Source organism: Mesorhizobium sp. KR1-2, from assembly GCF_040045035.1.
Taxonomy (GTDB): domain Bacteria; phylum Pseudomonadota; class Alphaproteobacteria; order Rhizobiales; family Rhizobiaceae; genus Pseudaminobacter.
In genome coordinates this window covers 24,270-36,766 of sequence record NZ_JBDZDS010000009.1, presented here as the reverse complement: position 1 = coordinate 36,766, position 12,497 = coordinate 24,270, and the positions used below count along the sequence as shown (strand labels likewise).

12 protein-coding genes are annotated in these 12,497 nt (G+C 59.4%); 7 read left to right on the top strand and 5 right to left on the bottom strand.

All coding sequences use genetic code 11. The features are described from left to right. Window positions 1–83: 83 nt before the first annotated feature. Window positions 84–242, bottom strand: coding sequence for an Arc family DNA-binding protein (locus tag ABLE85_RS17550; protein ID WP_348794005.1), 159 nt, complete (start codon window positions 240–242; stop codon window positions 84–86). A gap of 89 nt (window positions 243–331) precedes the next feature. Here ABLE85_RS17550 and ABLE85_RS17545 point away from each other — a divergent pair, with 89 nt between their 5' ends. The 6 genes from ABLE85_RS17545 to ABLE85_RS17520 all read left to right on the top strand — a co-directional run bounded on the left by ABLE85_RS17545 (window position 332) and on the right by ABLE85_RS17520 (window position 7,585). Beyond that, window positions 332–601, top strand: coding sequence for an Arc family DNA-binding protein (locus ABLE85_RS17545; protein ID WP_348794004.1), 270 nt, complete (start codon window positions 332–334; stop codon window positions 599–601). A gap of 186 nt (window positions 602–787) precedes the next feature. Further along, the gene (vsr, locus tag ABLE85_RS17540; protein WP_348794003.1) at window positions 788–1,234 is read left to right on the top strand and encodes a DNA mismatch endonuclease Vsr; all 447 of its coding nucleotides are present in this window, start codon (window positions 788–790) and stop codon (window positions 1,232–1,234) included. Window positions 1,235–1,484: 250 nt separating this feature from the next. Next, a complete protein-coding gene (gene dcm / locus ABLE85_RS17535; protein ID WP_348794002.1) occupies window positions 1,485–2,810 on the top strand; it encodes a DNA (cytosine-5-)-methyltransferase in 1,326 nt (441 codons plus the stop codon). After that, a complete protein-coding gene (locus tag ABLE85_RS17530; protein ID WP_348794204.1) occupies window positions 2,803–4,359 on the top strand; it encodes an ATP-binding protein in 1,557 nt (518 codons plus the stop codon). The genes dcm and ABLE85_RS17530 overlap by 8 nt, the downstream gene beginning before the upstream one ends. Window positions 4,360–4,368: 9 nt before the next feature. Beyond that, complete coding sequence (locus tag ABLE85_RS17525; RefSeq protein WP_348794001.1) at window positions 4,369–6,597, top strand: Z1 domain-containing protein; 2,229 nt, start codon at window positions 4,369–4,371, stop codon at window positions 6,595–6,597. Beyond that, entirely contained in the window at window positions 6,590–7,585 is a 996-nt protein-coding gene (locus ABLE85_RS17520; protein WP_348794000.1) for a PD-(D/E)XK motif protein, read from the top strand. The genes ABLE85_RS17525 and ABLE85_RS17520 overlap by 8 nt, the downstream gene beginning before the upstream one ends. 99 nt (window positions 7,586–7,684) lie before the next feature. Here ABLE85_RS17520 and ABLE85_RS17515 read toward each other — a convergent pair whose 3' ends face one another. Both ABLE85_RS17515 and ABLE85_RS17510 read right to left on the bottom strand, forming a co-directional pair. Next, window positions 7,685–9,019, bottom strand: coding sequence for a hypothetical protein (locus tag ABLE85_RS17515; RefSeq protein ID WP_348793999.1), 1,335 nt, complete (start codon window positions 9,017–9,019; stop codon window positions 7,685–7,687). A gap of 19 nt (window positions 9,020–9,038) precedes the next feature. Beyond that, window positions 9,039–9,602: a hypothetical protein gene (locus ABLE85_RS17510; protein WP_348793998.1), complete on the bottom strand. Its 564-nt coding sequence runs from the start codon at window positions 9,600–9,602 to the stop codon at window positions 9,039–9,041. Between the two features lie 155 nt (window positions 9,603–9,757). On the opposite strand from ABLE85_RS17510, the gene ABLE85_RS17505 reads away from it, so the two are divergent. Beyond that, window positions 9,758–10,096, top strand: coding sequence for a helix-turn-helix transcriptional regulator (locus ABLE85_RS17505; RefSeq protein WP_348793997.1), 339 nt, complete (start codon window positions 9,758–9,760; stop codon window positions 10,094–10,096). On the opposite strand, the gene ABLE85_RS17500 is transcribed toward ABLE85_RS17505, so the two are convergent. Both ABLE85_RS17500 and ABLE85_RS17495 read right to left on the bottom strand, forming a co-directional pair. Beyond that, complete coding sequence (locus tag ABLE85_RS17500; RefSeq protein WP_348793996.1) at window positions 10,091–11,167, bottom strand: site-specific integrase; 1,077 nt, start codon at window positions 11,165–11,167, stop codon at window positions 10,091–10,093. The two genes, ABLE85_RS17505 and ABLE85_RS17500, sit on opposite strands and share 6 nt — an antisense overlap. Beyond that, window positions 11,154–12,236 carry a hypothetical protein gene (locus ABLE85_RS17495; RefSeq protein WP_348793995.1) on the bottom strand — a complete coding sequence of 361 codons (1,083 nt, stop codon included), beginning with the start codon at window positions 12,234–12,236 and terminating at the stop codon, window positions 11,154–11,156. Before ABLE85_RS17495 ends, ABLE85_RS17500 begins: the two co-directional genes overlap by 14 nt. Between the last annotated feature and the right edge of the window lie 261 nt (window positions 12,237–12,497).

The following is a 12,497-nucleotide window of genomic DNA, read 5'->3' as shown; positions in this document are numbered from 1 at the left end:
CTGATCGTCGGTGCTGCGCTCGTTCTGATGCTCCGTGGAAAAGCGGGCATAAGCCGCCGCTTTGATCAGTTGGCCGGGGGGCATCATGCAGCCTCCCTCTTGACCTTGCGTTCCGCCAGTTTCGTGGCCTGCAGGAGGGCGAGGATTTCGCCGTTCATGGTGCGACAGTTCGCTTCCGCGCGGGCCTTCAGCCACTCCTTCACTTCATGCGGAACACGAACCTTCAGGTTATCGATGGGCATGCGCCCCTCCTTTTGGGTAGTTAATTACCCTAAGAGGGTAGTCATGCTTACCTCTTCCCGTCAACCCCTTACCGGGGTATCAATTACCCATGATCGAAATTGCCCCAGACATGAAACTGCGCATCTCTGTCGAGCTTCGGAAGAAGATCGAAGAAGCTGCCAAACAGAATGGCCGGACGATGAACGGCGAAATCAACGTGCGGTTGGAAGCGTCATTTGCTGCCGAAGACCCGATTGAGGCCAAGGTAGAAGCGCATGACCGCGAACTGGCTCGACTGCACAAAAAGGTACAGGCGCTGGAGGTGCGCTTGAACGGCGGTATGCCATCGCTCGAAATCGATGACGATGACGCCGGCTGAGCGCCCCGACGTTTGACGTTTCCCGTCCCGATATGAAAATCCTGTCCATCGTGGAGTTAATCTACATACACAACTCGACAAAGTGCTCAGGAATAGGAGGGCGGTACGCATCGCAAACAACCCCACTGGCGCACCGTGCCTTATGGAGGCGCTTCCCTGAGGAACTTGGATGGTTGGCGCAGTGACATGGACGCACGCTCTAAACCGACGAAGAACAGACCCAGTGCATTTCCGGATGTACCGGAGGGTGTGCGTGAGCGCATGGCGCGGATTCGCAAGGCGAACACGAAGCCGGAGCTTCTCGTTCGAAGCCTTGTCCACCGTATGGGCTATAGGTACAGACTTCACCGTCGCGATCTTCCCGGCACGCCTGACCTGACATTTCCTTCGCTGCGGAAAGTTATCTTCGTCCATGGGTGCTTCTGGCACCGCCACGACTGTAAGCTTAGCGGCAGAATACCGGAAACGCGGAGGGATTACTGGGGCCATAAACTACAGCGCAACGTGGAGCGAGACCAGGAATCTATTGAAAAGCTACACAGGCTTGGCTGGGATGTGCTGGTGGTTTGGGAATGCGAAACCAAAGATATAGCATCACTCATGCAATTAGTAAGTAATCATCTTGGCAAATAGGCTATCGACAACCGCCTTAATGTGGTGCACCCTGGTGCAAAGAGGTGCACCATGGCCAGAGCTAAGCAACAGAAGCGGTTTACCGTCTCCCTAGATATGGGAGATTACGACGCGTTGCGCGCCCTTGCCGAGGGGCATCGCCCACCTCTCACTCTACAGTATGTCGTGAATGTCGCCATAAAAGACCTCTTGGAGCGGCACGCCACCCGGCAGCTTACTTTTCCGTTGGACGATTAAGACCGTGACGGGGTTGAGATTCATCGACCTGTTCGCAGGGCTGGGCGGATTCCACCAAGCCCTTGAGCGGCTTGGACACACGTGCGCGTTCGCTTCCGAACTCGACCCCGCGCTCGCCGACCTCTATGAAAAGAACTTCGACGTTCGCCCTCAAGGCGACATCCGCGAAGCCTATGCCACCGTGCCACCCCATGACATCCTATGCGCAGGATTCCCATGTCAGCCATTCTCGAAGGCGGGCGACCAACTCGGCTTTGACTGCCCGCAGTGGGGCGACCTGTTCGACTACGTTCTGAAGATTCTGGACACGCACAAGCCCGCCTACCTGCTAATCGAGAACGTGCCGAACCTGCTGCGGCACGACGGCGGCAAGACGTGGGAGAAGATCAAGGCCAGGCTGGAACAACTGGGATACCAGGTCGATAAACACAAGCTCTCGCCGTACATGTTCGGAGTGCCGCAGGTGCGCGAGCGTGCCATCATCGTCGGCGCGCGCGGGGGGCTGGAGCACTTTTCGTGGCCGGAGCCGACACACAAGCCGGACGAGGTCACGATCAAGAGCGTTCTCGACAAGAACCCGAAGGACGCGCGCGAGCTCAGCGCGAAATTTATTGAATACCTAGAGACGTGGCAGGCGCTTCTTGATGCGCTCCCCAAGGACGAGGAGCTTCCCTCCTTTCCCATCTGGGCGATGGAGTTCGGGGCCACATATCCATACCGCGACCAGACGCCGCACGAACTTGGCTTCGATGCCATCGCGTCCTTCAAGGGCGCGCTCGGGCGCCCGCTAAAAGGCCTGAGCGCGAATGAGGTCAGCAAGGCTTTACCTGCCTATGCACTGGATGAGGTCGCCACTTTCCCCGAATGGAAGCAGCATTTCATCCGGCAGAACCGCGAGTTCTATGGGCGCCACAAGGCCGTGATTGATCCATGGCTTCCTAGGATCAGAGAATTCGCACCCAGTTTCCAGAAGCTTGAATGGAACTGGAAGGGTGGGCCGCGGGACCTGTGGCAGACGATCATCCAGTTTCGTGCATCAGGGATACGGGCCAAGCGGCCCACCGCAGCGCCGTCGCTCGTCGCCCTCACCACGAGCCAAGTGCCGGTAATCCCGTGGGAGCGCCGATACATGACGATGCGCGAATGTGCCCGGCTTCAAAGCATGGGCAGGCTAACGCATTTGCCCGACAGCCAGACCGCCGCCCACAAAGCACTTGGCAATGCGGTCAACGTCGATGTCATCTCCGCTGTAGCCAAGGCTTTGCTGACCCCGCCAACATTGCACAGCGTCGTCCGTCGCGAGGTGCCCCTCTGCACGGAGAGCAGCCTTGGTGTCTGAACAGGCTGCGAGTGAGGAAACCATCACGGCGGTACCGATCCGCCCCGGCGTCAGCGTTCTCTCCATTCTCCGACACCTGAATTACAAAACATGGTTCGCCCTGGCCGAGTTCGTTGACAATGCCGTTCAAAGCTACCTTGCCAACAAATTGCGCCTTGAGGCACTGCACGGCCCCGACTTCCGTCTGAAGGTTGGCATTACTGTCGAGAACACTACACCGGCGCGTATTGTCATCCGTGACAATGCCGCTGGCATCGCGTTGCGCGATTTTCCGCGCGCGTTCCGGCCCGCCGCGATTCCGCCTGACCGCACAGGATTGTCCGAGTTCGGTATGGGCATGAAGAGCGCCGCTTGCTGGTTCGCCCCTCGCTGGTCGGTGCGCACCAAGGCCCTCGGAGAAACCGCCGAGCGAATGGTCCGCTTCGATGTTGCGAAAATCGTGCGAGACCAACTCGAAGAACTCGACATCGACGAAAAACCATCCTCGCCTAACGCCCATTTCACCGAGATCATTCTTGACGAGCCCTACCATCTTCCAGCTGGCCGAACGGTTGGTAAGATCAAGGACCACTTGACGGACATTTACCGCGTCTACGTGCGCGACCGCATCCTTGAGCTTCGTTTCAGCAACGACCTCCTTGAGTATACACCGCCTCGTATCCTTTCGGCGCCGTACGCGCGCAAGGCTGAAGAAGGCGCGAAAGAATGGCGGCGCGAGATCAGGTTTGACCTTGGCGGCGGGCTTTCCGCGCATGGCTTCGCGGGCCTGATGGACCCCATGAACACCAATCGGTCGGGCTTCGCGCTATTCCGGCGCGGGCGTCTGATTGAGGGGAGCGGCGACGAAGGATACCGCCCCCCCTTTATATTTGGCCAGCCGGGCAACTTCCGCTGGCGTAGGCTCTTTGGCGAATTGCACCTTGAGGGCTTCGAAGTCAGCCACACGAAAGACGGATTTCGCTGGGACGAAAACGAGCAGCCCTTCCTCGAATTACTGAAGGAAGAACTCGACACGGACGAGCTTCCGATGCTGCGGCAGGCGGACCTGTATCGTGTTCAGGCAGCGCGCAACGAACTTGCCGACGCCGCCCAAAAAGCAATCGCCCGCGCTGTGGAAGCCATGCAAGCGACGTTGCCTGAGGCCCTGCCGGGTGTTGCCAGCGAGCAGCCGGTTGAAACCACCGAAACGCCACTGGAACCTGAGCCAACCACGCTCGCGGCGCGGGAGTTGTCCATTAGCTTCCGCGATCAGAAATGGCTGCTCCGCATTGAGTTGACGAGCGACCCCGCACAAGGGGACTGGCTCTTGGTGAGCGACCAACCCGCACAGGGTGATGGGGTCCAGGTACTCGAAATTAGGCTGTCGCTTGTCCACCCCTTCATGGTCAGCTTTGCGCAGACCGATCCCGAGGACGTGGAAGCCCTGCTTCGTGTCGCGGCGGGGCTCGCGCTCTCTGAAAAGCTGGCGCGCGGCGTCGGCGTGAAGATGGTGGGCACCATCCGCCGTAACCTGAATGAGCTGTTACGCGAAGCTCTGGCCAAGCCATAGGTTGAGAAAATGTCCAACGGATTAGCAGTCATCACGCCCCTCGACCCGCCGCATCAAGCGGGCGCAAACTGGAATCCGCATATCGGCGAAGAAGCGCAGGAACTTGTCGCCAGAAAACTTGGCCATGAGAGTCAGGACACGCGCAATGCTGTCCTGAGTTCCGCGGTGTCAATTCTGTCTAAGTCCGTCGATCCGCAGGCCGAGGTCGGCAGCGAGACCGGACTTGTCGTCGGCTATGTGCAGAGCGGCAAGACCTTGTCGTTTACGACAGTCATGGCTCTGGCACGCGATAACGGGTTCCAACTTGTCATCGTCGTGGCGGGCACGTCGAAGCTACTGCTTAAGCAATCGACCGACCGGCTTCGCAACGATCTCCAGATCGACAAGATCGAAGGATTGCTCAAGTGGAAGCTTTTTACTGAACTAGCAGACAACGAGACCAACCGCAGACATATCCAGCAGACGCTCGGCGAGTGGTCCGATCCCGACGTTGCACAGAGTGAGCGCGCCACCGTCCTCATCACAGTCATGAAGCAGCACACTTGGCTTCGCAAACTCGTGGGCTTGCTGCGCCATCTTGACCTGACCGGCGTGCCGACCCTCATCATCGACGACGAGGCAGACCAGGCCAGCCTGAACACGCTCGTCCGGCAGCAGCGACAGAGCACGACCTATCAACGGTTGCTGGGCTTACGGGATGCCATCCCCCACCACACCTTCCTACAATATACCGCGACACCCCAGGCACCGCTGCTCGTCAACATCATCGACACACTCTCACCGAGCTTTGTCGAGGTGCTGGAGCCAGGCAGCGGCTACGTCGGAGGGCAAGCCTTCTTTGCTGGCAACATGCCGCTCGTTAGAGTCATCGCCCCTGAAGACATTTCTACGGACGACAACCCGCTCGCTGACCCGTCGGAGCCGCTGCGCGAAGCTCTACGCGTCTTCCTGCTGGGCGTGGCGGCAGGGCTTGTCGAGGGACGGAATGCCCGAAATCTGCAACGCTCCATGCTTGTCCACCCGTCGCAGCGCACGGATTCCCACGCCGAATACTGGCGCTGGATCGGCGATATGTTCGACGACTGGCAGCGTGTCCTGGAGCTTCCCGACGGCGATGCCGACAAACAGGATCTGCTTGAGGAGTTCCGGCTGGACTACAACGGCCTTGCCGATACCGTGGATGGCATGCCACCCTTTGACGACCTTGCCCGAAGACTCCCGCGAGCGTTCCGTAATACCAAGATCGAGCAGGTAAATGCGCGGAGCGGCAAAACGCCGGAGATCGACTGGAGTCAGTCCTACGGCTGGATACTGGTTGGCGGTCAGTCTATGGACCGCGGTTTCACCGTCGAGGGCCTGACGGTCACCTACATGCCGCGCGGCCCCGGCATGGGCAACGCCGACACCGTGCAGCAGCGTGGTCGCTTCTTCGGCTACAAGCAACGGTATCTCGGCTATTGCCGCATCTATCTGGAGCAGGACGCCCTTAATGCGTTTGAGGATTATGTGGCTCACGAGGAGGATATGCGCCGCCAGCTTCAGGAGGTACAGCGCAGCGGTAAGTCGTTGAGCGCATGGAAGCGGGCCTTCGTTCTCTCGCCGGACCTTCAGGCGTGTCGGCGCAACGTCATCGACTACGACTACGTGCGAGGCAACTATTCCGATCAATGGTTCTATCCTGCGATTGCGGAAGCGCCCCTCGAGGTGCTGGAAGCGAACCGCGCCACGACGGCGCAGTTCCTCGCCGGGATCGCGCTTGAGGTTGAGCCCGCCCTTGCCAACCGCGAACCGGCCCAGCGGCACAAGGTGTGCCGTGGTCTTTCGCTGGCACAGGTGGTGAGCGACCTGATCGTGCCGTTCAGGGTGACGGGCGCCGCGGATTCCCGTAACCTTGTTGGCGCAATGCTCCAGCTTTCCAAGGCGCTGGAGGAGAATGGCGACGAGCGTTGCACCGTTTTTCAGGTCAGTCCCGAATTTGCTCGTTCCCGCGCAATGGACGCCAATGGCCGGATCAACGAGCTGTTCCAAGGTGCGACGCGGCTGGCGTCGGGCGGCTACAGCTATCCCGGCGATGCCGCTTTCCGCGACGATGACACCGTGACCATCCAGCTGCACACGCTCCAGCTTCGCCGTAACGACACCATTGAAATCGAGAACGTGCCGGTCATAGCCATCTGGATTTCGCGAAGGCTGGAACTCGATTGGGTCTCCCAGCACCAGCAAGCGCAAGATGACTGACGTTTCACTTGCCGAATTGCTGGCCTCGGTCGAGCCCCTTGCGCATGGCACGGATGATGGCTCTTTCAGGGTGCGCTCGATACCCGGCTATGCTTGCCACTACGTAGGTCGCAACAACATGGGGCAGGCCAGCCTGTTACTGGGCAGTGGGCCAGGCTCGTTCCACGCTCCGGTCCGGCTGGCGATGCTTGAGGCGCGTTTCGGCAACCGCCATCACATTCATACTGTGGACGGGGGCGAGCGTCAGGAACTGCTGTCCGTCATCACCTGCATCTCACATGACGCGCAAGCGCAGGCGTATTTTCTGCATGTGTGCGAGACGATCCTCCGCATCGTCGGGCCAAATCCGGCGCTGCAAGACATCGTGCAGGTTTATCAGCGCCTGATCGAACTGTTTCGCCACCTCTCGCGGCCCGCATTCCGCTCGCTCAACGGCCTGTTAGGAGAGCTGTGCCTGATTGCCGCCAGCCGCGACGTGCGCGCGACGGTAGCCGCGTGGCGAAGCACCGACATTGACCGTTTCGATTTTTCCACGGGCAATGTGCGCCTTGACGTAAAGGCGTCGGGTGAGCGGTTGCGCGTGCATCACCTGTCCGCTGAGCAATGCCAGCCGCCCGCGGGGACGGTTGGGTTGCTGGCTTCACTATTCATCGAGGGTAGCGGTGGCGGCCAGTCGCTGCGCGAGTTGGTCGCGGCCATCGAAGCAGCTTTGGCAGGTAACGATGACCTGATCCTGAAGGTTCAGGAGACCATCGCGGAAACCCTGGGCGAAAGCCTGCCAACCGCGATGGGTGCACGCTTCGACGACCACCTGGCACGCGCATCGCTGCGGTTCTACGATTTGGCCGCCGTACCAGCGGTCCGCGATGGCGTGCCGGCTGAAGTAAGTCAGGTGCATTTCCGCTCTGATCTATCTCGGACGGAGCCGCTCAGCGAAAGCGACGTGTTAGCAATGTCCGAAACGGCATTTCAATTTATGCCAGGATGACAGGGTGCCGGTTGCAAGGAGGACCCTGTGAGTCTCGATAAGTGAAGGTTAACGGAGGTTATGGTGCAAAATCTGATTGCGTCGCTGCCGTCTCAACCATCACTTGATCACGTTCTTCGGGATGTCCAATACGTCGTCATCTATCTTTACGCGCCACTGATGTGGCTCGCTTTCCAACACATCGAAGTTGCCTAGGTGAGCCTGCCGATGATGATTGGGGCACAGAACCATTATATTGCTTGCAGCGAGTGTCCCTGCCTGCAGGAGCGAAACCGGCTGAACATGGTGGGCTTCCGCGAATGGAGCGCCGTTTTTCTTTAGGAAAGCGACGGGCTCAACTCCTAGTGCTTCACAAATTTGGCAGCGATAGCCTTGGACTTCCTTGACTTTTGTGCCTATAGGGCCACGCTCGATGTATCGGCTGATCCGTGATTTGCGTTTGGGATCGGCGTTGCTCGCTTCAATTTCGAGTGCTCGCACGCCAGGCACGGTTTCCGCTTTCTGCTCGTCCGTCAGACCGGGCCGGACTATTCCAGACCTTCTATACAACTCCGAAAATGCCTGCCGAGAAATAGGTATGGTCGAGGTCTGTAAGGGAACCCTGAAATGGTCAAAATGCTCGTTGGCGGGCAGTTCATCCGATGCAATCGGGTGGTTGACCAGATTGGCGAGCAGCTTTAGAGGCGCACGCCAAGTCACCTCCTGGGCATCTGTTCGGTTTGAATAGTGCGCTTCGTCTCTGTCGGCCTGAAGCTGCGGTCTATCGAGTACCTCGACAACGGCATAGACACCAGTTGGACGCGCCGGTCGTGCGCTTGTCCCTTTGCGGGCATTGATGCGGAGAACGCCAAAATCACCCGCCTGAACTTCGTCTCGATTGTGCTCTGAGACCTTGTACAGAAAGGTTTCAGCCGGCTGCCGCAGCTGCGCCTCCCCGTCCCAAATGTTCCGATTGCAGACGAACATCCAGTACCCCGTCGGTGGCCACTTTCGTGACGCCGGGACAGCGACCGGGGGACGCAGGGGCAGTGGTGCGGCATCAGGTGAGGTATAGCCCTCAATGATGTTCCGCAGTGTCTCGGCTGTTCTTGCTCCAACGTTCGACAGAGGCTTATAGCCGTCGATCCAACGGCGACCCATGCGGCTCAGCACAAACGAGATGTTCTGCATGCGCTGCTCGGCTGTTGACCTTCCCGCAATCGGCCCTGCGAGCAGCATCCTCTGCACCGCTGCCTTGTTGTATTTCTCTCCGCGTTCCTCCAGTGCGAGCATCTGGAGGTACGCTTCGACGGCTGCCGACAGTTCTCCGGCAGTCCATTCCGATGGTGTTGCCACGTTCTGCCCCTCCCCACCGCCCGGAATAGCAACCTTCTTCAGCTTGCGAAAGCATCTACATCCCGAGCGCAAATACGACGGCGGCAGCGCACATTCCAAACTTCGTCATTGCTTCCTCCTAAATGCTGCTCCACTCGATCACCGAACAATCGGCACTGCGCACGAGTGCCGTAGCCACGCCAAGCGACACTCCACCAAAGCCGTTCTGTGCGCGGTATTCCATGACGACCTCGTGTTCGCCGCGCTCGTTCCGTGGCGTGATGCTGCTGGCAATGTGCTCGAAACTCGACGGATTTCGGAGGCTGCCCTTTACGGCAGCCACCAGCCGCCGTGGCGAGCCGTCCCAACTGCTCAGACAATGACGGCCCGATCTCTGCCTCTCCAGCGTGGCCTGCTGTCTCGCCTCCTCGCGGGTGCGCTCCTGTTCCTCCGCCTGTCGCTGCTCCTCGGCCTTGGCGGCCATCAGGCTTTGGTATTCGGCGGGATTTTCGGTCTGCAAAGCCGAAAGCCGACGTTCCTCAATGGAACCCACAACAAATACAGCTGCGAAGAAAACTACAGTGGACAGACAGAAATGCCAGAATGCGCGTCCCCGCTTCGCCTCGGAGGCGATCATGAGCAGAAAATTCCAACAGCCATAGGCAAAGGCCATCATGGCTGCCAAAGCAATGATATGTGTCATACCGACCTCCAACTCCTTCTCACCAACTCAGCGGCAACTCTTCTCACGAAGAAGAAGCCGGGTTGTGATTGAAACTCGTATAGCACTCCGATCTTTCCATTTTCTTTCGTAGAAAGATCGGTTTTCAGAAAACTGCCCGTAGCCCAATACGGGTCATGTCCGTGAAAACCCAACTGGGGCAGCGCCTTAAGGCAATTCGAAAGCAGAAAGGGCTGACGCAGGATCAGCTTGCAGAGCGCATGGGCCGGTCGGTCGATGCGATCTCCAACATCGAGCGCGGCAAGAGCCTGCCCAGCTTCGAGACAATCGAGCTTTTGTGCGACACGCTCGGCATCGAGTTGAAGAGGCTGTTCGATTTCGAGGAACGCAAGCTGTCTCCCCGCCACACCCAGCTTTCCGAAGAACTGCAGGCGGTCGCCCGCGAGCTATCGTTATCCGATCTGGAACTTGCGGTGGAACAGGTGAAGGCCATTCGTCGGCGAACATCCTCATAGGACCGTTCCCGCTGCATTATGCTCGAACAGGCTGCCGTCGCGGATATAGCGGGCAAGCATGGCGTCTGAGGCGTGGCCGGTCTGGGCCCTGATCTTCCATGTGCTCGCGCCCGCCATGGCTGCGCTTGTTGCTAATCCTGCACGTAAGCTGTGCCCGCTATATGCATTAGGATCGAAGCCTGCCGCCTCGGTCCGCCCCTTGACGATGATAGACACCGCCTCGCTGGAGAGACGCTGGTCGGCGATACGGCCATGACGATCAACGCTCCGAAACACGGCACCGTCATCGATCCTAGCGTTATCGAGCCAATCGCTGAGGTGCCGCACCGGGCACCATCGCGTGCGTCCGAAAGGGATGCCGATCTTGCGCCCCGCGCCGGTCTGGTCGGTCTTGGAACGGCGCAGGGTGACGACGATCCCCTGTCGAACTTGTTCGATGTCGGCCACGTCGAGGCCAATCAGCTCCGATCTACGAAAAGCGCCTGCAAATCCGACGAGCAGAAGCGCCTTGTCGCGCAAGTCCTTCGGGCGGTCGCCGATGCAGTGCAGCACGACAAAGAGGTCGTCCCTGATCAGCGGCTTGGCTTCCCGCTGCGCGGTGCCGATCCGGCGACGGATGCCGCGCAGGGTGGCCTTGACGATTTCCGACTTGCAGGGATCGTCCAGCCCGCTCGCGCGATGCGCTTTCGACAACGCGGCGATGCGCCGTGCAATTGTCGCGGCCCGGCAGTCCTGCGCGAGGTGCACCAGATAGGCGGCCACCATCGCCGGATTGGCGGGCACGCCGCCGCCCCACCGTTCGAAGTTGGCGAGATCGTCGGCATAGGCCCGCTGCGTGGCGGGTGAGAGCGATTCCTGGATCGCCGCCGCAACTTCCGATGGCAAAAAATCGACCTTGGCGGCGTCGGACTTAGTGCAATTAATTGCACCAACAGATTTTCTAAAGCGCCCAAGCGTTGGTGCAATTAATTGCACTCGCAAAGCGATTTTATCCGCGCCCAGATTATCGTCCGGTTTCACCATTTGGTTGCATTCGAACGATCTGTTGATTTTTGCCTCAGCCCCGATCATGATCGGCTCCTGCTGCCTCGATCCGAGACAAATTAAGCAGCGCCAAGTGGTCATGGATGAGCCGGAGCGCGTCCCTGACGAGGGTTTCGGGAAACCCGGAGTAGGTGAGATGGGCAATCTCGGCATCACGTAAGATCGCCCCCGCGCCGGGGTAGCTCAACCTGCGATCCACGACGTGCCCCTCGATCCGGAACACGAGATGGCCGATGAAGTCGCTATGCGCATCGGCAGGCAGGTGCCGATCCATCAGCACGCGCAGAACCGTGCATCGCTCGGCGAACAGGGCAAGTGCGCGACGCCCTAAACGGCAGTGCATATCGAATGCGTAATCGGGCCAGCCCCTAATCAGGGCGGGTTCGAATAATTCTTCCGGGCTGACTGTCACCGGCCCCACGCTTGCCGCCAGCCATACGAGCGGGAGCGTCAGCGGGTGCCCCTCCTGCGTCCTCGTCGAACCGAGGCGGGCGACCTCCAGAACTTGCTCGGAAGCGCCGAGATGCCGGTACACGTCGAGCAACGCCGGGAATGAACCCGCGACCTCCGGCAAGGCGAACGCTGGAAAGCGCCGGGTGCCTACGATCAGCCACGAGGCCAGCGTTCGCTCGACCAGATGTCGTGCCGGGTCGGCCACGATGTCGGAAAGCTGGTGCTGGGTCAGGTCGAGGAATGCCGTCCGCTGCGCTGCCCAACGAGGGTGCAGGTCGGCGGCCACCAACAATTCACAGGCATCGCGGGATTTGGGGGTGGCACATAGGCGCTGCACAAGGCGCGAGGCCACGACCCAATCGCCGCCGTGTTCTGCCCTCCAACCCTTGCGGGTCGCGGCAAGCATCGTGTCGCGAACGGCATTGAGATCGCCGATGCCGATGTCCTCCAGCGCGATGACGACCAGCCGCCGCCAGAAGCGATCAGCGTGACCGTCAAGCAGGAAGCTGCTCGCCTCAAGGGCGACCGTCTCGTGGCCGCGCCGGATTGCCTTCTGCAATGCAGATGTCGCCAGCCAAGGGTCGGGAAGGTGGCGCGAAGTACCGGGTCGCTCAACTGCCGGCCTCTGATCGAACAAGTTCATGAAAATCCTCTCGTTTTTGAACCTGAGAGGATGTTATCGCCTGACTGCGCCACGTCATTGTTTTTGCGTAGTTTTTTACCTAATGATGCTCGACGCACAGCTCCCGATTTCGTCTTCGGTGGACAGCCCAGAGTTGCGTCTAGCGAATAGGATAATCCTCTGAAGTAATTGCATAACTGTCGGCCTGCGAAGCTAACAGTGCAGTGCGTTGACAGATGTCTTCGCACTGCTGCTTTAGGCGAAAAGACACAGTCAGCTGTC

Excerpts from the sequence above, each read along its gene's own strand:
- ABLE85_RS17550 (WP_348794005.1), bottom strand. The coding sequence starts at position 242 with ATGCCCATCGATAACCTGAAGGTTCGTGTTCCGCATGAAGTGAAGGAG.
- ABLE85_RS17545 (WP_348794004.1), top strand. The coding sequence starts at position 332 with ATGATCGAAATTGCCCCAGACATGAAACTGCGCATCTCTGTCGAGCTT.
- vsr (WP_348794003.1), top strand. The coding sequence starts at position 788 with ATGGACGCACGCTCTAAACCGACGAAGAACAGACCCAGTGCATTTCCG.
- ABLE85_RS17525 (WP_348794001.1), top strand. The coding sequence starts at position 4,369 with ATGTCCAACGGATTAGCAGTCATCACGCCCCTCGACCCGCCGCATCAA.
- ABLE85_RS17520 (WP_348794000.1), top strand. The coding sequence starts at position 6,590 with ATGACTGACGTTTCACTTGCCGAATTGCTGGCCTCGGTCGAGCCCCTT.
- ABLE85_RS17510 (WP_348793998.1), bottom strand. The coding sequence starts at position 9,602 with ATGACACATATCATTGCTTTGGCAGCCATGATGGCCTTTGCCTATGGC.
- ABLE85_RS17505 (WP_348793997.1), top strand. The coding sequence starts at position 9,758 with ATGTCCGTGAAAACCCAACTGGGGCAGCGCCTTAAGGCAATTCGAAAG.
- ABLE85_RS17500 (WP_348793996.1), bottom strand. The coding sequence starts at position 11,167 with ATGATCGGGGCTGAGGCAAAAATCAACAGATCGTTCGAATGCAACCAA.
- ABLE85_RS17495 (WP_348793995.1), bottom strand. The coding sequence starts at position 12,236 with ATGAACTTGTTCGATCAGAGGCCGGCAGTTGAGCGACCCGGTACTTCG.